The 20,254-nt window shown below is 48.8% G+C and carries 11 protein-coding genes; all 11 read left to right on the top strand.

Features of this window, described 5'->3' with window-relative positions; genetic code table 11:
• A partial coding sequence (locus QZT80_RS06675; RefSeq protein WP_367112856.1) for a glycoside hydrolase family 95-like protein occupies positions 1-1,082 on the top strand: 1,082 nt, incomplete at its 5' end.
• Position 1,083: 1 nt separating this feature from the next.
• The gene (locus QZT80_RS06670) at positions 1,084-3,819 is read left to right on the top strand and encodes a family 78 glycoside hydrolase catalytic domain (protein ID WP_295119495.1); all 2,736 of its coding nucleotides are present in this window, start codon (positions 1,084-1,086) and stop codon (positions 3,817-3,819) included.
• A 239-nt stretch (positions 3,820-4,058) separates the two neighbouring features.
• The gene (locus tag QZT80_RS06665; protein ID WP_295119492.1) at positions 4,059-4,805 is read left to right on the top strand and encodes a DUF3826 domain-containing protein; all 747 of its coding nucleotides are present in this window, start codon (positions 4,059-4,061) and stop codon (positions 4,803-4,805) included.
• Between the two features lie 481 nt (positions 4,806-5,286).
• The gene (locus QZT80_RS06660) at positions 5,287-8,433 is read left to right on the top strand and encodes a TonB-dependent receptor (protein WP_295119489.1); all 3,147 of its coding nucleotides are present in this window, start codon (positions 5,287-5,289) and stop codon (positions 8,431-8,433) included.
• A gap of 30 nt (positions 8,434-8,463) precedes the next feature.
• Entirely contained in the window at positions 8,464-10,278 is a 1,815-nt protein-coding gene (locus QZT80_RS06655; protein WP_295119487.1) for a RagB/SusD family nutrient uptake outer membrane protein, read from the top strand.
• Between the two features lie 26 nt (positions 10,279-10,304).
• Complete coding sequence (locus QZT80_RS06650; RefSeq protein ID WP_295119484.1) at positions 10,305-11,219, top strand: hypothetical protein; 915 nt, start codon at positions 10,305-10,307, stop codon at positions 11,217-11,219.
• A 47-nt stretch (positions 11,220-11,266) separates the two neighbouring features.
• On the top strand, positions 11,267-12,910 hold the full coding sequence (locus tag QZT80_RS06645) for a polysaccharide lyase (RefSeq protein WP_295119481.1): 1,644 nt from the start codon (positions 11,267-11,269) through the stop codon (positions 12,908-12,910).
• Between the two features lie 187 nt (positions 12,911-13,097).
• Positions 13,098-16,097, top strand: a complete 3,000-nt coding sequence (locus QZT80_RS06640; RefSeq protein WP_295119478.1) for a DUF6298 domain-containing protein — start codon at positions 13,098-13,100, stop codon at positions 16,095-16,097.
• A 5-nt stretch (positions 16,098-16,102) separates the two neighbouring features.
• Entirely contained in the window at positions 16,103-17,488 is a 1,386-nt protein-coding gene (locus QZT80_RS06635) for a glycoside hydrolase family 140 protein (protein WP_295119475.1), read from the top strand.
• 41 nt (positions 17,489-17,529) lie between these two features.
• The gene (locus QZT80_RS06630; protein ID WP_295119472.1) at positions 17,530-18,408 is read left to right on the top strand and encodes a glycoside hydrolase family 43 protein; all 879 of its coding nucleotides are present in this window, start codon (positions 17,530-17,532) and stop codon (positions 18,406-18,408) included.
• Entirely contained in the window at positions 18,405-20,240 is a 1,836-nt protein-coding gene (locus QZT80_RS06625; protein ID WP_295119469.1) for an exo-alpha-sialidase, read from the top strand. The genes QZT80_RS06630 and QZT80_RS06625 overlap by 4 nt, the downstream gene beginning before the upstream one ends.
• Positions 20,241-20,254: the final 14 nt, after the last annotated feature.

Raw genomic sequence — 20,254 nt, 5'->3', positions numbered from 1 at the left:
TGGCGGTGGCGGGGAGCAAAACGGCAAAAGCCTATTACAATGCGCCGGGGTGGGTACTGCATCATAATACGGATTTGTGGAGAGGTACAGCGCCCATCAATGCGGCGGACCACGGCATTTGGGTAACAGGTGGTGCCTGGCTTTGCCAGCACTTATGGGAGCATTATCAGTTTACGCGTGATAAACAGTTTTTGGCGCAAAGGGCCTACCCGCTGATGAAACAGGCGGCCCTGTTCTTCAACACCTTCCTGGTGAAAGATCCCCAAACTGGCTGGCTGATCAGCGTACCCTCCAACTCGCCGGAGCAGGGAGGTTTAGTGGCTGGCCCTTCTATGGACCACCAGATCATTCGTAATCTTTTTAAAGATGTAATAGCGGCCAGTGAAATACTGGGCGTGGATAAGCCGCTTCGCGATACGCTCGCGGCCAAATACAAACAAATAGCACCCGACCAGGTAGGCAAACACGGCCAGTTACAGGAGTGGGTGGCCGATAAGGATGATCCGGGTAGTAAACACCGCCACGTATCGCACCTCTGGGCGCTGTATCCTGGTAACGAAATTAACAGAGATGAAACACCTGAACTGCTAAAGGCGGCGAAACAATCACTGATATTCCGTGGCGACGCAGCCACGGGCTGGAGCCTGGCCTGGAAGATCAACTTCTGGGCACGTTTTGCCGATGCAGAGCATACGTATAAAATGATAGGTATGTTGTTAAGTCCCGCCCGTAACGGTGCAGGCAGTTACCCCAACCTGTTCGACGCCCATCCGCCTTTCCAGATAGATGGTAACTTTGGCGGAGCGGCTGGTATGGCGGAGATGCTGCTGCAAAGTCATACAAAGTATATCGATATCCTGCCCGCACTTCCCGCAGCCATCCCTGATGGTGAAATGAAAGGTATTTGCGCGAGAGGCGGATTTGTGATTAACATGAAATGGAAAGATGGTGCATTGCAGGATTTGGTAGTTCGCTCGAAAGCCGGTGCGCCACTGGTTTTACGTTACAAAGGAAAGGTGATGGAGATGAAAACCGCGAACAATGGTTTGTACCACTTCAATGGTTCACTCGTAAAGCAATAATATGAAGAAATGGTTACGGGTTTACCTGCTTTTACAGTTACTGGCATTTGCCGCTGCAGCACAGCAGGTAACAGTTACCGGCCTGGTTTGCGAATACCGCGAAAACCCACTGGGTGTGGAAAACCGGGCGCCCGCATTCAGCTGGATAATACGCGCTTCACAAAACAATGTATCACAAACCGCTTACCGCCTGCTGGTAGCCGATGATCCCGCATTACTGCAACGGGACCAGGGAAACATTTGGGATACACAAAAGACCAGCACTGCGTTATCACAACAAATAAAATATAACGGTCCCGCCCTGAAGCCAGGTAAAAAATACTGGTGGAAAGTGATGGTGTGGGACAACAAAGGAAAATACTCCGCCTGGAGCAAACCAGCTTACTGGCAAATGGGTTTATTATCCGCACAGGACTGGGCCGGGGCAAAATGGATAGCACACGACGTAATTGAGGATACGGCAATCATTGCCCCCCACGTACACCTGGGTGGTAAAAAGGCCTGGGGCACCCGGCGAAATATATTACCACTGTTCCGTAAAACGTTTACACTGGCCAAACCCGTGAAGTCGGCTACTGCTTTTATTTCAGGCTTAGGACATTTTGAAATGAGCATGAACGGCCGTAAAACCGGCGATCACTTCCTGGACCCGGGATGGACGAACTACGAACGGGAAGCACAATACGTGACTTTTGATATTACCGGCCAATGTAAACCCGGCGCGAACGCTATTGGCGTAATGCTCGGCAATGGCTTCTATTACATTCCCAGCCAGCGTTACCGGAAAATGACAGGCGCTTACGGCTTACCCAAAATGATCGTGCGTGTTGACATAACATATACTGACGGCACAACAGAAAATATTATAAGTGACGAGAGCTGGCGTACAACTCCTTCACCCATCATCTTTTCCAGTATATTCGGCGGCGAAGATTACGATGCCGCCCTCGAACAGGCAGGCTGGAACACCGCTTCGTTTGATGCCCGCAACTGGAAACCGGTGCAGGTAACCACCGGCATTCCCCTCGTATCACAAATGGCGGAACCTGTGAAGGTGATGGAACGGTTTAAGCCCATCCATATAAAAGAAATAATACCAGGTACGCGGGTATATGACCTGGGGCAGAATTTCTCCGGCATCCCTTTTATTAAAGTGAAGGGCAATAAGGGAGATACGGTTAAAATTACCCCGGCGGAGTTAGTGAACGAAGATGGTACTGCCAATCAGAAAGCATCGGGCCCACCGTCGTATTTCACTTACATTTTAAAGGGAGAAGGAACAGAAACCTGGCATCCGCGTTTTTCTTATTACGGCTTCAGGTATCTGGAGGTACAGTGTATGGCGGCTGACAGTACAAAAGCACGCCCTTCCATCACATTAATAGAAGGCTTACATACCAGGAACGCTGCAGCAAAAGCAGGCGCTTTTTCCAGTTCGAACGAGTTGTTCAATAAAACTTACGCTTTGATAGACTGGGCGATAAAGAGTAATACTGTAAGTGTATACACCGACTGTCCCCACCGCGAGAAACTGGGCTGGCTGGAACAAACGCACCTTATGGGCGCCTCCGTACACTTTAACTACGATGCGGCCAGTTTGTTCAGGAAAGTGATCCGGGATATGATGAACGCACAGTACGAAGATGGTAAAGTACCAGAAATAGCCCCCGAGTTTACCCGCTTTACCGCTCCCTTTGATGAATCGCCGGAATGGGGCAGTGCCGCCATCATTCTGCCCTGGTATAACTACCGGTGGTACGGCGACCTGGAAACATTGCGGCAGTCTTATAACATGATGAAGAAGTATACCGGTTACCTGCAAAAGAAAAGTAACGGGCACATTCTTTCTCATGGCTTAGGCGACTGGTTTGATATTGGTCCGCAGAAATCGGGTTTTTCGCAGATGACAAAGATGGGTATTACCGCCACCGCCACCTACTACTATGATTTACATATCATGGCTAAAACAGCCTTACTGCTGGATAAGGAGGATGAGGCAAAGGAATATGACGTGTTGGCGTACCAGGTTAAACAGGCCTTTAACCAGCAGTACTTCGACCGGCAAAAATTACAATACGACTCCGCCAGTCAAACCGCCAACGCCATGGCCCTGTATATGGATTTAGTGGAACCCGGTGACCGCCCCGCCGTAGTCGCAGCCCTGGTAAAAGATATTCGCAGCCGTAACAACGCCCTGACTGCCGGTGATATCGGCTATCGGTACGTATTGCGGGCATTGGAAGATGCCGGCAGAAGTGATGTGATTTTCGATATGAACTCCCGCGACGATGTACCGGGTTACGGCTATCAGCTGAAGCATGGTGCAACCGCACTCACAGAAAGCTGGCAAGCCTATCCATCCGTATCGAATAATCATTTTATGCTCGGCCACCTGATGGAATGGTTTTATGCTGGTTTGGCCGGCATAGGGCAGGACCCCAGTTCCACAGGATATAAACACATCGCTATAAAACCTGAACCGGTAGGTGACCTGAAGTTTGTGAAAGCACGTTACCGTTCACCTTATGGGGATATAGTGAGCAGCTGGACAAAGAGCCCCGGAAAGTTTCAGTTAAAAGCAGAGATCCCCGCGAATACCACCGCCACCATTTACCTGCCGGCTGCCGCTGCTGCTACGATAAGGCAGAACGGTCAATCCATTCATAAAGCGCCTGAAAACGGACGGGTGGCAATCCCCGTTGGATCGGGCACCTACCTGTTTACCGTACAGGAATAAAACATAACGAAATGTGCTTTTAGGCATTGCTGCTGCCACGGAAAACCCGGGGGGCGAATACAGCCCGTTTTTACGCAATCGTTCCCGGAGATTAAATACCCCGTAAATAGTAAAATGTTCCATCTTTATAGTGAAACCTTACATTGGTTAAAGGGCCGGTTGCTGCTATCTTTAATCCAGAGAATGAAAGGGTGTTTCTCCCTTCGTCTTTTGCTGAACTAATAGAAAAATTCCGCTTTATGAAAAAGGTATCGCATGGTAAAACAGGTTTTTCCACTGCTGCCCGGTTGCCCCGGCGTCGCGCTGCTGTTGTTACACGGGCACTTTCCTCTTTCTTTTTAATAAGCATTTTGATAGGCTGTTTCAGCGTGATTTTTCCTGTTCGCAGTTGGGGCCAGGAAGCTGCGGATTACAAAAAAGTGGTAGCCACCCGTTCTGAAAAGATCGTTAGTACTTTAGGTATTAACGACAGCGCTCAGGCGAAGAAGGTTTTAAACGAAATTATCCATCAATATATTAACCTTAACACTGTTCATGAGGAAAATAAGCAGGTAATAGCTGGTATTAAGGCAGGAACGGGTACAGGTGAGGAAAAAGCCAGGTCGGTTAAACAACAGGAGGAAAAAAAGGCAGCAGCACTGGCTAAACTGCACCAGTCTTTCATCATCCACCTGAAACAAAATTTAAATGAGCAACAACTGGAACAGGTGAAAAACGGGATGACATATAGTGTACTGCCCGTTACCTACACGGCCTACCAGGATATGTTGCCCGGCCTCACTGCCCCGCAAAAAGAACAGATATACGCATGGCTGATAGAAGCAAGAGAACTGGCCATGGACGAAGGTTCATCAGACGATAAACATAAAATGTTCGGAAAATACAAAGGACGGATCAACAATTATCTCTCGGCCGCGGGATACGACCTGAAAAAAGAAACAGCCGCCTGGCAGCAAAGGACCAAAGAAAAGCAGCAGGCGAAATAGGACCGCAGACACGTCTTCCACGATATTGAAACAATTCCAATTCCACTGATACATGCAACCAATTGAAAACATTATTCCAATTTCCATTTGCCGGGGATATCCCTGCTGGTTTACCTAGTTCAGCCTGTTTTGTATGGGGTGTTCAGTTATTGTGTTGATTTGCAGGAACTGATGGAGGGTTTGCGTATAGATCCTCCCGGAAGAGATAGCACGGCGCCCGCTTTAACTAGCAGGCATGAAAGTAAGGTTCCACGTTTTTGAAAGTATGTTGTTACGGATTGCTCATGCAATACCAGTACTCCCCCGAATTTCTACAGGATGAATCAGCGAAAAACGCCTTTGTAAAAGGTTGTTGGTCAAATAAGTCCGGTTATGGCCGGCCGACACAATGCGTGAGGAATCAACCAAAAATCAAATCTCTCTTTTAAAACGAACGCCAAAAAATTGTATGCGATACTTTTCACCATTACTGCTACTATTCATGTTAGCATGCTCCCTCACTGCTTTAGCGCAGGAGAGGACCGTTTCCGGTACTGTTAAAGACCAGAAGACCGGGAAAGCACTGGATGGCGTGACCGTCAGGGTAAAGAACAATACCGCAGCCACCATTACCGATGTAGCGGGTAAGTTCTCCCTCAAAGTGCCCTCGCCGGAAGCTGTACTCATGTTTACACATATGGGATATGGCCTGGCCGAAGTGAAGGCCGGCACCGGTACGCTTACTATAGGTCTGGCCGCGCTGGACAAAAACGTGAACGAAGTAATTGTAGTAGGGTACGGCACCAAAAAGAAGCCCGACCTGCTCGGGGCGATTGCCAGTATTAAAGGCACAGATGTAGAAGATTTGCCGGTAGCCAACCTTGGGTCGGCGCTGATAAACAGGGTGCCGGGTGTATCGGTAAGTTTTGGATCAGGTAAACCCGGTTCCACTACACAGATCAATATCCGTAACTCTATTACCTTTTCCGGTTCTATTTCAGGTACCACACAACCCTTGTACGTAATTGACGGTATCGTAGTAAACCCGACCACCTTCAGCCAGTCGCCCAACCCCGACTTTTTCGAAAACCTCGATGCCAGCCAGATAGAAGATATTACCTTCCTTAAAGACGCCTCTGCCGCTATTTACGGCGCTGCGGGCGCGAAAGGAGTGGTACTTATTACCACGAAAAAAGGCAAACTCGGTAAACCTAGAATTACTTACAACGGCTACTTTGGCACCACCACCGAATCGGTAAAAACCAAAACGATGACGGCTTACGAGCATGCCAAAATGCTGAACGATGGTTACATCCTTAATAATACGGCTTACAGTTCCTGGTTCTCCGACGCAGACCTGGAGAAGCTGAAGAAAATGCCCAACAAGGACTGGCACGACGAGTTCTGGGATGCGGGCAAAGTAATGCGCCATACACTGAATGTTTCCGGAGGTTCTGAAAGAGTAACTTTTTTCGGCGGCGCGAGCTACTACAAAGAGAAGGGTAACTATGGTAATATAGATGTAGAGAAATATAGCATTCGCGCCTCGGTAGATGCAAAGATCATCGACGGGCTTACCGCTAACCTGAGTTTCTCCTCTGATTTTAATGAAGAGCAGAGAGGTACGCTTAAAGGCGCCAATGGCGAAACCGACGATTTAACGATACGCTCACTTTACCTGACGCCTAAATGGGTGCCAACCACCGTGCAGGGAATCCCGGTAGCGTTTAATGGGCCAAACCCTCCCGGTAACTGGAGCATTCTCGGGCTGTTGAACTCAGGTAACTATACCCGGCAGAAGTCGCAGGGGCTTAGCACCAACGCATCGCTGGAGTATAAACCGGCATTCGTGGAGGGGCTTAGTGCAAAAGTGCAGTTTGGCCTGCTGAACCGCAACAACGCCGACAAACAATATTATCCGCCTTACCGCGTAGCTAACGTAGTAAACGCAGGGTACAGCAACAATGGTTTGCTTTATTCTGATTCGATTAATGCTAACAACCCCTGGACTACGATCCAGAACAGTAACCAGTTATCAGAAGGTTCCACCATATCGAGCAGCTACCAGTTGATCGCTACGTTGAACTATGCAAGAACAATTGGTAAACACGATTTCGGTATACTGGCCGGTATGGACCAGGGCGAAGCGCAGAGCCGCAATATCTTCCTGAGCAAGTTTCAGCAGTTGGTATCGGGCGTAGATGAGTTTTGGGCATTCAGTAATGACCCTTCCAGTGTGGCCTCTGTAACGGATTTAATAAGAAACCCGCAGTCGACCCAGTTCGCGAAACGGTCGTACATTTCCAGGGCCAACTATAGTTTTGATAACAGGTACCTCATAGAGTTCATCGGCCGTTTCGATGCTTCGTCCAACTTTGCGCCAGACAAACGCTGGGGATTTTTCCCAACCGTGGGATTGGGCTGGAGAGTGAGCGAGGAAGCCTTCTTTAAGGATAACGTGAAGTTCATCGACGGTTTGAAATTCCGGGCCACTTATGGTGTTGTGGGTGAAGACCGTGTAGCGAACAAAACATATGTAAACCGTTTCACGCAAACCACCGGCATTCTGTTCGGTAATGTATTCACCAATGGTCTTGATCCAAACATTTACCCCAACCCCGATGCAACCTGGGAAAAGGCGCGTACGATCAACGTTGGGTTTGACCTCACTTTGCTGAATACAAAACTGAACGTTACAGGTGATTTCTACCACCGTTACACCTACGATGCCTTCAACCAGCTGGATGCCAGCGTTGTGCCAATGTCGACCGGCCTGATAAACGCGGTGAAAAACTATGGGCAGGCAATTGCGAAAGGTGCAGAGTTTGCCATCAGTTATCGCACCGATATTGGCCGTGACTGGGGCTTTAACGCCGACGTTAACTTCGCCTGGACCAACAGTATGATCCTTCAGCAGTATTACAATCCTGCCGTACTTGGCCTGTACGGGGCAGACGGTTTAAACAACCCGATCGGCAAAAATCCAAGAGTATATAACGGAAGTAACTACGGCTATATCGCTACCGGCATATTGCGCACGCAGGAAGAAGTAGATGCCATTCTGCACAAAAACCCTAACTACGTGATCGACGGCAGAAAACCGCAGGTCGGCTTTATGAACTATGAGGATGTCAACGGCGATGGTAAAATTGATGATAACGATGTAACGCTGATGTTCGACAGGACGAGTTCACTCATCGGCTTCGGTATTACGTTGGGCGCAACGTACAAACAGTTCAGATTACAAACGAACCTGAACCTTTCTGTAGGTGGTAAGCAATTCTACGATGGCGAAGCGCGCAAAGTACCTACTACCACTCAAAATGCGCTCTCATTCTGGAACGACCACTGGACACCGGAAAATCCGAACGCAAAGTATCCAAGGGCCGATGCGCCGCTGGCGAGAGAAACATCTACTTTCTGGGCAGTGAACGGTACACAGTGCCGCATCAACAATGCTGTATTGTCTTACTCCCTGCCAAAAGAACTGGTGAACAGAACGAAGATACCCGACCTGAAAATCATGCTTACGGGTACCAACCTGTGGAACATTATCAATCCACTGAAGTATAAAGATCCGTACACCAGCAACTTCGCCACTTACCCAACCTTAAGAACGATTTCAATAGGCGTTGGGGCCAGCCTTTAAACAGATCATTACCACGTAACAAACACGATTATGAAATTATTGAAACATATTAATTCTAAACTGGCAACTGCAGCCGTATTTACGGCACTGCTGCTGTCTGCCTGTAACGATGATTTCTTCGAAATTGAGGACCCTTCAGGTATTGAGGATACGCAGATGTGGGAAGATGAAGGCGCGATAGGGCTTTTGCTGAATAAAACATATGCCCTGGTTATCCCGCAATGGCCGGTGCTTGGCAGTATTCACAACACCTCCGACGAGTTGAACAACGCTAATACCGCCTTTCTGTACGGCACATTGACAGAAAACTCCGTAACAGATATTGGCAGTGCGCCGGGCATTAATACCAACCGCTATTCCGACGTACGGAGATGTAACCTGGCAATTGAAGGCATTAACAGCAGCCAAACATTAACCACAGCTGCGCGCAGATCGCTGAAAGGGCAATTTTTCTTCCTGAGAGGGTATACCTACTTTAAATTCGTAAGGTTGTATGGCGGCGTACCGCTGATATTAAGGGCACAGGGACAGGCAGAAACTGACCTGGCCGTACCACGGGCAAAAACAAGCGAAGTAATTGCGCAAATCGCAGCCGATATGGACTCCGCCGCCGCCTACCTGCCGCCAAGCTGGTCGGGCGCCGATGTAGGACGTGCCACCAGGGCAGCCGCACTCGCTGTAAAAGGTAAAGCTTACCTCTACTGGGCAAGTCCCCAGTTCAATCCAAACAACATCGCTTCCCGCTGGGACGATGCTTATAAAGCCTGCAAAGAGGCTTACGATGCCTGCGTAACAGACGGTTATTCGCTGCTGCCAGGTTACGGAAGTATATTTTTAACAGAAGATAATAAGGAAGTACTGATCGTAAGGAAGTACAACACCTCCAAAGACCTTGGCACCAATTTGGAGAATATTACCCGGCCATTTTCCGAAACTACTACAGGCGGCGGATCTAACCAGCCAACCTGGAACTTAGTGCAGGCTTATACAATGAGAAACGGTTTGCCTATTACCGATGCCAGCTCCGGCTACAACAACGTACAGTTCTGGCAAAACCGCGATCCGCGTTTTAATGCCACCATTGCATTTAATGGTGATGTATGGGCCCTGAGCGGTAAAGCTGGCCGTAAGCAATGGAGTTACAAAGGTGTACTGGACGAAACCGGTTCTACCATTGTTACCGGATTCTATTGTAAAAAGCTGACCAATCCCACCTTAACGCCAGCACAGGCAGTTTACAACTCCAACTCGGGCGGCGGCAATGGTATGGACTGGATAGAAATGCGTTTTGCAGAGGTGATCATGAACCTGGCGGAATGTGCAAATGAAAAAGATAATTTAACAGAAGCTAAAGACCTGGTACGCGCTATTCGTAAACGTGCCGGCATTATCGAAGGCGCGTTTGACTACGGATTGGCGGTAGCCACCGATAAGGCTTCTATGCGTACATTGTTGCTGAACGAGCGCCAGGTAGAATTTGCATTTGAAAACATGCGCAACTTCGACCTTAGAAGAACACGTAACCTGGGATTGATCACACCGCGCCTTTCTTACATTGCTTCCCCAAAAGCTCCATACGTTGCAGGCACCGGCACAGATGTTACAAAAATATACCTGGATAAAATATCGCCAAACGGCAGCAAACCACGCGATACGGCTAATCTCGATAACCTGGCAGTATACACGGCAATGTTTAACATTGAAGCGGTTTCTCTCGAAGGCGCCAATGGTATCAGTTTGCCTGATAAGTATTACGTATACCCGTTGCCAACTGTGTTTACCCGTACACCGGTGATACAGCAAACAATAGGCTGGTCTGGCGGAACATTCGATCCTTATCAATAATTGAAGACAGTTAAACTACTTACGATATGAAGAAATATTTGACAGGCGCTGCATTCATCATACTGATGTTTTCGGCTTGCGAAAAGGAAACAGACCCGGTTGATGGGAACTATGCTACCGTGACGCTTGGCAGTGGCGAGGGTTTTGTTACGGGGGATGTTTCGGTGAACCCTGGCGACAGTATATTTTTTAACTTCACCATTACTACCGAACGGCCCATGAAGTTCGTAGGTATCCAGAAGAACCCTGTGAACCAGGTTGGGTTTGTGGTAAGAGATACGCTGAAGACTACCACCAGTTCCTACAGCGTTACCAAACGACTGAAGGCAGACACCGCGAACGGTAGTTTCCTGTACCGCATTGTGGCACACGATACTGCTGGTGTATACATCGGCGCAAAAGATATCGTCATCACCATAAACCCGGATTTCGAGTACTATACCTACCGTTTCCTGCAGGTGCCCGATACAACAGCAAAAACCAATACCTGTTATATGTCGGCCACCAGCGGACAGGTGTTTAGTTACACCACCGGAGCGGCTAACAGCGCGCTGATCGATTTTGGTATTATGTACGACACTACGGGAACGGCCAGTGCCAGTACTACAGATGATCTTAAATTCTGTCTTTATTCACTGAACGCACCGCAGGGGCAAATACCTTTTTATGATATCAGCACCTGGACTAAAAATACGACGATCATGAAAAAGGCGGCTTCGCCGGCTTTTAATACGCTTACTTCTGCCGGTGCATTGCGCAGGGCCGCAGTAACAAACCTGGCTTCGGGAACTACCAACAAGGTTACCCAGTTGGCGGCCAATAACCTGGTGTTCTTTAAAACAGCGTCGGGTAAAGCAGGCTGCCTGATCGTCAACTATGCAAATGGCAGCGATCCTTCAAAAAGCAGCTATGTGAATGTAGATGTTAAAATAGAGCGCTAAGTAGTAACTTTCTGATAAACTCTTCCGGTGAAATGAAAATAGTTGTAATGAAAAAAGGAATGATTCGTTTGGCCTTGATGACAACCATAGGGTTAAGTGTTGCATCGAATGTATTTGCTCAATATCCTCAGATTCCAACAGATGTTCAGCGCGCGGCAGACTCTCTGATGAAAGCGGCTAACCGGCATTCCGATTCGGCCTGGGGAGTTGCCTGGCCAATTATACAGCAGGAGGCTAAAAAAGGCAGGCCGTTTATTCCCTGGGCTTCGCGGTTTGATGAATTGCCACAGGCAGACATTCCTGCCTTTAAAGGGGCTGAAGGTGGCGGCAGGTTCTCATTCGGTGGCAGGGGCGGTAAGGTGTACGTGGTTACGAACCTTAATGATGATGGCCCCGGAAGTTTACGCTACGCCTGCGAACAGGGCGGTGCCAGAATGGTCGTATTTAATGTGGCAGGCATCATTCGCCTCAAAACGCCTTTGATGATCCGCGCTCCTTATATCACTATTGCGGGTCAAACCGCTCCCGGCGACGGCGTTTGTATTGCAGGCGAAAGTGTATGGATCAATACGCACGATGTGATTATCCGTTACATGCGTTTTCGTCGCGGTGAAACCTGGGTAGGCAGAAGGGATGATGCGATTGGCGGTAACCCCATTGGTAACATTATGATCGATCATGTGTCGGCCAGCTGGGGACTGGATGAAAATATGAGCATGTACCGGCACATGTACAATGACAGCACCGGTAAAATTGAAGATAAGTTCCCGACAGTGAACATTACGATCCAGAACTCCATTTTCGGAGAAGCGCTGGATACCTGGAACCACGCCTTTGGCAGTACATTGGGCGGCGAAAATTGTTCGTTCGTACGCAACCTGTGGGCCAATAACGCGGGTCGTAATCCATCTGTAGGCTGGAATGGCATCTTTACTTTCGTAAACAACGTTGTATTCAACTGGGTGCATCGCAGCATTGACGGCGGTGATTACCGTGCGCAGTTTAACATCATCAACAATTACTTTAAACCAGGTCCCGCTACACCGAAGAATAACGTAGGGCATCGCATACTGAAGCCGGAAAGTGGCCGTAGTAAACTGAAGTATAAAGTGTATGGCCGCGCGTATGTGGATGGAAACATCATGGAAGGTTATCCCGAAATCACCAAAAACAACTGGAATGGTGGTGTGCAGGTAGAAGAGGAGAATGGCGCCGGCGAATACCTGGATAATATCAAATGGCCCAAACCATTACCAATGGCACCGGTTACGATTATCAGCGCTGAAGCGGCCAAGACATTCGTACTCGCTAATGCAGGCGCCACTTTGCCCAAACGTGACGCCGTGGATGTGCGTATCGTGAAACAGGTAAGCACTGGCAAGATCGATTCCGATCCGAATGTAAAGCCGCCGGAAACGCAGTTCAAACATCGCCGCCTGCCCATAGACTCTTATAAAATAGGTATCATTACCGATCCCAGCCAGGTGGGCGGCTATCCCGACTACAAAGGCGCTCCTTATAAAGACAGCGATAACGATGGCATGCCGGACGATTATGAAAAGAAGAAAGGACTAAATCCGAATAACGCGGCAGATGCTGCTCAAACGGCGAAATCAGGCTCAGGTTATACCAATATTGAAGAGTATCTTGATAGTGTGGTATCGCTGGCTAATGTAAAGCCCGGAAAGTAAGATTGGCTGTTTTGTAAATAAATGAGAAGTTTTGAAGGTGTGTTTTTTGTCCATATGGTATAACCGGATTGTATATGTACTGTTTATAACAGGCTGCTGGAGCCTATTGTGCATCAGTGAATCACACGCACAGAAGAAACCACCCCCCGTTCCGCCACTTTCCTTTGTACAAGGCAAACTGAAATATGTGCCGGATTCGCTCGGTAACCGTATCCCTGATTTTTCGTGGAGCGGTTATAAGGCCGGTGAAGTACCCGTACCGGATGTGCCCGTAAAAGTAGTGGTGCCGGTGCAGGCTGGCGATGCTACGGTGCGTATACAGGCGGCTATCGACTATGTTAGTAGGCTTCCTTTGGGAAAAGATGGTTTTAGAGGAACGGTGCTGTTGCAGAAAGGTAAGTATGACGTGGAGGGCAGTTTGGTGTTGCATACTTCCGGAGTGGTGTTGCGTGGCAGTGGTTTTGGAGATGGGGGCACGGTGATGATGGGGGGGGGTAAGGGCAGGGAGACACTGATAAGCATATCAGGGCGGAACGACAAAGTGATGAAAGCGCCTGCTACAGTAACAGATCACTACGTACCCGTTAGTTCCACTTCGTTACATGTGGCATCGGCCGTGGGTTTAAAGGTCGGGGAACTAGTGATGATAACGCGACCCTGCACAAAAGAATGGATAGAAGATATAGGTACTGCTCATTTTGGCGGAGGCATCACCTCGCTGGGCTGGAAACCTGGTCAGCGTACCATTAGCTGGGTTAGGACGATAACAGCGGTTGATAACAATACGATTACTGTTGATGCGCCGGTTACTACTGCGTTAGAACAGAGATACGGAGCGGCTATCGTTACAGGCTTTTCCTGGCCGGGTCGTATCATGAACTGTGGTATAGAAAATATGCAGCTCATCTCTGCCTATGACGTTACAAATGCTAAGGATGAAGACCATCGCTGGATGGCAGTGACGATAGATAATACGGCAGATGCCTGGGTGCGGCAGGTAAGTTTTTTACATTTCGCAGGCAGTGCTGTCGCCATTTATGAAAATGCTTCGCGTCTTACGGTGGAAGACTGTACATCGCAACAACCCATTTCAGAGATAGGTGGGGAAAGAAGAAATACCTTTTTTACAGCCGGCCAGCAAACGCTTTTCCAGCGTTGTTATGCAGCCGGCGGTATACACGATTTCGCGACGGGGTTTTGCGCAGCAGGACCCAATGCTTTTGTACAATGTGAGTCCAACCGCCCATTTGGATTCAGTGGTGGAATTGACAGCTGGTCGTCTGGCGTTTTGTTCGACGTGGTGAACGTAGACGGTCAGGCGATCAGTTTCACCAACCGCGGCCAGGATGGACAGGGTGCGGGTTGGAACATTGCCAACAGCGTGTTGTGGAATTGCAGCGCGGCCAGGATCGATTGTTATGCACCACCTGGAGCGCAGAACTGGTCGTTCGGCAGCTGGAGCCAGTTTGCCGGTAATGGTTACTGGGGCGAGTCGAACAACAGCATACAACCGCGAAGCCTTTATTACGCCCAACTGAAAGAACGTATAAGTAGCCGGAACACTGACCGGCAGATCATGGAAATTGAAACGGAAGCCAGTAGCAGTCCTTCTGTAGCAACCGCGGCTACCCTTACGCAACTTGCCGTATCGCCCGCAAGAACGCTATTAGAATTTATTAACGATGCCCCCCGCCGCAACCCCATTCCCGTAGAGGAAAGCGGAGTAAAAACGATAGATCAGCTTAAGTTGCTTTCATCCATTCCATATAAAACAACTACGCCCGGCGCAGGTATACAACTGTTAAACGGTTGGTTGCTCAGCAACGGCGGCGTGGTTAACGGCTCGCGGATAAGTGTTCCCTGGTGGAACGGCAGCGCGAGGCCTTATGGTGTAAAGAACAGTAATGCGGCCATTACACGTTATGTACCGGGCAAAACCGGCCGGGGACTTACAGACAACCTGGAGGAGCTCACAGATACGATGCTGGCCACACAAACGGTAGCGGTGGAACAGAATTATGGCTTGTGGTATGACAGGAGAAGAGATGATCACGAGCGTATCCGGCGCATAGATGGAGAAGTATGGGCGCCGTTTTATGAACTGCCTTTTGCCAGAAGTGGGAAAGACACGGCCTGGGATGGTCTTAGCAGGTACGACCTCACCAAATACAACCATTGGTACTGGGACCGGCTGAAACAGTTTGCCGGTATAGCCGATAAAAAGGGGCAGGTATTGATCCACCAGCAATACTTCCAGCATAATATTATTGAAGCCGGTGCGCATTATGCCGATTTTCCATGGCGCACGGCGAACAATATAAACAATGTTGGGTTTCCGGAACCGGTGCCGTATGCAGGTGATAAGCGCATTTTCATGGACGGGCAGTTCTACGATACCGCGCATACCGTGAGGCGTGAGTTACATAAAAAGTACATCCGCCAGTGCCTGGATAATTTTTCGGACAATAGTGGCGTGATACAATTAACAGGAGAAGAGTTTACCGGTCCGCTGCATTTCATGCAGTTCTGGTTAAATACCGTGAAGGAGTGGGAGTTGGAAAAGGGCAAACATCCGATAATAGGTGTAAGTGCAACGAAAGATGTGCAGGACGCGATCCTGGCCGATCCGGCTTATGCAGCGGTAATCGATGTGATCGATATCCGGTACTGGTATTACCAGGCAAGTGGCGAGGCTTATGCCCCATTGGGCGGCCAGCATCTCGCCCCCCGGCAACATGCCCGGCTCCTGAAGCCTAAAAGTACTTCAGCTGCACAAGTGTATCGCGCGGTGCTTGAATACAAATTACGTTTCCCCGGTAAAGCCGTCATTTATTCAGCCAACGCCTGGGATAAACATGGTTTGGCAGTACTAATGGCTGGCGGTTCGCTGCCAGCGCTGAAAATCAGGAATGCCGATTTTCTGAAGGCCGCTGCCAGTATGCAGCCGGTTGGCAACAATGATCAATGGGTACTGGCAAATGACCGGACCGGCATGATTATCTGCAATACAGCCGCTACTAATTACACCGCCGATCTTTCCAGACAGGAAGGGCGTTATAGCGTAGCATGGGTGAATATGTCTACCGGGCAGGTACAACCATCGAAGCAGGTCGTTAAAGCTGGAAAAACCGAACAATTTTCATCGCCCGGTAATGGGACCTGGGTGTTATGGCTGAAGAAATTATAAGACAGATGAAGAAACTGATGACAGGTTTGATGATGGTATGGGCGTTCAGTTTGCAGGCCCAGTCGCCGCTTCCGTTGAAGGTGTCGGCCAATAAACGCTTTTTCAGCACCTCAGACGGCAAGCCGTTCTTCTGGCTGGGCGATACGGGCTGGTTGCTGTTCGTAAAATGCACCAGGGATGAAGTGCTGGAATACCTGGACGCCAGAAAAGCGCAGGGCTTTAACGTAGTGCAGGTAATGGTGTTACATGAGTTGAAAATAGCAAAGAACGTTTACGGCGATTCGGCACTGGTAAACCATGATGTATCGAAGCCGCTGGTAACACCGGGCAATGATTTTAATAACAGCGAAGGATACGATTACTGGGACCATATCGACTTTGTAATCGACGAAGCTGCAAAGCGTGGTATGTACATGGCGCTGGTGCCCGTATGGGGCAGCAATGTAAAAGGAGGGCATGTTAGTAAGGGGCAGGCGGCGTTATACGCACAGTTCCTGGCTAAAAGGTATAAGAGCAAAACCAATGTAATATGGATGAATGGTGGAGATGTGAGAGGCACGGAAGGCCTGGATGTTTGGCAAACAATAGGGGCTACCCTGAAAAAGTATGATCCGCAACACCTGATCACCTATCATCCGCGCGGCCGTTATTCTTCTTCTGATTGGTTTCATAATGAACGCTGGCTGGACTTTAACATCTTCCAAAGCGGTCATCGCACCTACGCGCAGGACACTAGCAAAAACGATAAACATTTCTTTGGAGAAGATAATTGGAAATATGTGCAGGCGGACTACCGGCGCCAGCCGGTGAAGCCGGTATTGGATGGCGAGCCATCTTACGAAAATATACCACATGGTTTACATGACAGCCTGGAAGTGAGATGGAGTGCCGGTGACCTTCGCCGTTATGCCTACTGGAGCGTATTTGCCGGTGGTTTCGGGTTTACTTACGGCGAAAATGCGGTAATGCAGTTTCATACGAAAGGAGATGCGGACGCAAATTATGGCGTAACCACTAACTGGAAAACGGCCATTCATTCCCCCGGCGCGGAACAAATGCGGTACCTGAAGAAGCTGCTGGAAAGCAGGTCTTATTACGACCGCACGCCTGCGCAGGAAATATTGCCAAACAACAACGGCAAACGATACGGGTACCTGCTGGCCACGAAAGGTAAAGGTTACGCGCTGATATATACATATGTGGGCAATAAGTTTCAGGTCGATTTATCGAAAACAGGCTTTATCCCTGGCAAGGCGTCATGGTTCAAACCCTCGTCCGGTGAAATGACCAGCTTCGATGTTCCCGTAGTAAAAGGGATCACAGAATTTGATCCGCCGGGAGAAGCTGCGGAAGGAAACGATTGGGTACTGGTACTTGAAAAAGGCAAATGATCATTACTAAAAGATATATTCCATTATTAGTGTTGATAAGTATGCTCGTATGCTTGTCCTGTTCGCGCCAGGCCTACGTGTTTACCTCCTTTCGCGAGCCTGCCAATGCGGGGCTTCGCTTATTGACCAGTTATGACGGATATAACTGGAAAGACCTGGATACGGTGCTGCTAAAGCCATCTGTGGGAACACAGCAGGTAATGCGCGACCCCTCCATGGTGCAGTCGCCGGACGGTACTTTTCACCTGGTATGGACCAGCAGCTGGCGGGGAGATAAGGGATTGGGTTATGCATCTTCCAAAGACCTGTTACATTGGGACCAGCAGCGCTGGATACCGGTAATGGAAAAGGAGCCTGCCGTAAATGTTTGGGCACCGGAATTATTTTACGATAAAGATAAGAAGCAGTACCTGGTGGTATGGGCCTCCTGTATACCGGGCAGGTTCGACAAGGGCGAGGAGGACGATAGTAACAATCATCGCCTGTACTACACTACTACCAGTGATTTTCAACACTTCCCGCCCGCAAAGCTTTTTCTTGATCCGGGCTTTAGTGTGATCGACGGAACGATCGTTCAGCGGGCGGCCAACGACTACGTATTAGTATTAAAAGATAATACCCGGGCCGCGCGATACCTGGAGGTGGCTTTCAGTAACAGTGCGGCCGGGCCATGGAAAAATATATCCACACCATTCACGGAGAAGTTTACAGAAGGCCCTTCTGTAGTGAAGGTGAAAAACAAATGGTTGATTTATTTCGATGCCTACCAGCAGAAAACTTATGAAGCAGTAGCCACCACCGATTTTATAAACTTCGTTCCGGCAAAGGTGCATCTGCCTGAAGGACATAAACATGGAACAATTGTTCCCGTAAGCCGGAAATTCGTGAAAGACCTGGAAAAACAACTCGCAAAAAAATGAAGATCATCCAGCATATAAACCTTCTTTTTACCTTCTGCATGCTGCCTGCGGTGAGCTTCGCACAGGATACCGTACGTTATACAGGCAGCACGTTGTCGAATGTAGATTATCACCATGGTCAGCTGTCGCCGGCTATTGGTGTACATAATATTCAAACCATGCGCGCCAACCGTGCGGACGGAGGCGTTTCAGGCTGGACTTATAATCACGCGCCTATGTTGGCGTACTGGAATAATACTTTCTTCCTGGAGTATTTAAGCAATCCTGTGGGCGAGCATGTAGCTCCCGGCAGAACATTGCTGCAGTCGTCCAAAGACGGCTACAACTGGACTGCTCCCGTCGTTCTCTTCCCCGAATATAAAATTCCCGACGGGTACGTGAAGGAGGGCCGGAAAGATACTGCCAATAACAGTTATGCCGTAATGCACCAGCGAATAGGTTTCTACACATCACGCTCTAAGCGCTTGTTTGCATTAGGCTATTACGGTATTGCACTGGGCGAAAAAGATGATCCTAACGATGGAAATGGTATTGGGCGTGTTATCAGGGAGATAAAGGCCGACGGGAGTTTTGGTCCCGTGTATTTTCTGCGTTACAATCATGGGTTTCATGAAAAGAATTCAGGTTTCCCTTTTTATAAAAATGCGAAGGATAGGGGTTTGATTACCGCTTGTGACGAACTGCTGGCTACTCCGCTACTGATGCAGCAAATGGTAGAAGAAGCCGACAGGGGCGATGAGCTAATTCCCTTAAAAAAGGACTTTAAAGCATTCTGTTATTACCATTTGCCCAATGGCCATGTAGCCGGTTTCTGGAAATATGCGCTTACCAGCATCAGTACCGATGAAGGCAAAACCTGGCAGTACAACCCAACGCGCGCGCCCGGATTTGTGAATGCCAATGCTAAAATATGGGCCCAGCGCACGGGGGATGGGAAGTATGCCGCAGTATACAATCCGTCTGAATTTCGCTGGCCACTGGCCGTAAGTACCAGCAACGACGGGTTGAACTATCATAACCTGTTGCTCGTAAACGGTGAAATAACAGCCATGCGTTACGGGGGTGCCTACAAAAGTTATGGCCCGCAATATGTGCGCGGTATACAGGAAATGAACGGAAGGCCGCCGGACGGTAATATGTGGGTGACCTGGAGTATGAATAAGGAAGATATGTGGGTAAGTAAGGTCCCGGTTCCGGTGACAGACAAACAGAAAGAACATATTGACGAAGTGTTCAGTAACATCAAAGACGGAGAGGAGCTTCGTTACTGGAATATCTATAGTCCGTTATGGTGCAGTGTTGCAATAGAACGCCTGCCCAATGAAAAGGGGTTGGTTTTAAAAGATAAAGACCCTTTTGATTATGCGAAAGCTGAGCGCGTTTTTCCTGCATCGGAAAAAGTTAAATTGTCGTTCGCGGTTACGCCTTCGCAGGATGGTAAGGGGGTGTTGGAGATTGAAGTGACGGATGCAAAGGGGATACCCTGTCTGCGGCTGATATTTGATTCTACAGGCACTATCTTCACTAAACAGGGATACAGGAACCGGTCTGTGGGGAAATATAAGAGAGGCGAAAAGGTGAATGTCAACTTAGACCTGAACGCCATTACCCGTTTTTATAGCCTCACCATTAACGATAACAAACCAGTGCTGAATATCTGTTTTGCGCCAATCAAAAAAGCAGAACGCATTGTATTCAGAACGGGTACAACGGTGCGGTTTCCCAATGCAGATACGCCTACAGATCAGAACTACGACCTGCCAGGTGCGGATAGTAAGGGCGACGAGGCGACTTATTTTATTCACTATTTGAAAACGGCTGCTTTACCATAATTATGTTTTTAAAA

Origin of the sequence: uncultured Chitinophaga sp., from assembly GCF_902168175.1 — a bacterium.
In the GTDB taxonomy this organism is placed as follows: Bacteria; Bacteroidota; Bacteroidia; order Chitinophagales; family Chitinophagaceae; genus Chitinophaga.
This window is presented reverse-complemented; position numbering and strand designations above follow the sequence as displayed.

Coding starts and splice junctions, on each gene's coding strand:
- QZT80_RS06670 (WP_295119495.1), top strand. CDS start 1,084: ATGAAGAAATGGTTACGGGTTTACCTGCTTTTACAGTTACTGGCATTT.
- QZT80_RS06665 (WP_295119492.1), top strand. CDS start 4,059: ATGAAAAAGGTATCGCATGGTAAAACAGGTTTTTCCACTGCTGCCCGG.
- QZT80_RS06660 (WP_295119489.1), top strand. CDS start 5,287: ATGTTAGCATGCTCCCTCACTGCTTTAGCGCAGGAGAGGACCGTTTCC.
- QZT80_RS06655 (WP_295119487.1), top strand. CDS start 8,464: ATGAAATTATTGAAACATATTAATTCTAAACTGGCAACTGCAGCCGTA.
- QZT80_RS06650 (WP_295119484.1), top strand. CDS start 10,305: ATGAAGAAATATTTGACAGGCGCTGCATTCATCATACTGATGTTTTCG.
- QZT80_RS06645 (WP_295119481.1), top strand. CDS start 11,267: ATGAAAAAAGGAATGATTCGTTTGGCCTTGATGACAACCATAGGGTTA.
- QZT80_RS06635 (WP_295119475.1), top strand. CDS start 16,103: ATGAAGAAACTGATGACAGGTTTGATGATGGTATGGGCGTTCAGTTTG.
- QZT80_RS06630 (WP_295119472.1), top strand. CDS start 17,530: ATGCTCGTATGCTTGTCCTGTTCGCGCCAGGCCTACGTGTTTACCTCC.
- QZT80_RS06625 (WP_295119469.1), top strand. CDS start 18,405: ATGAAGATCATCCAGCATATAAACCTTCTTTTTACCTTCTGCATGCTG.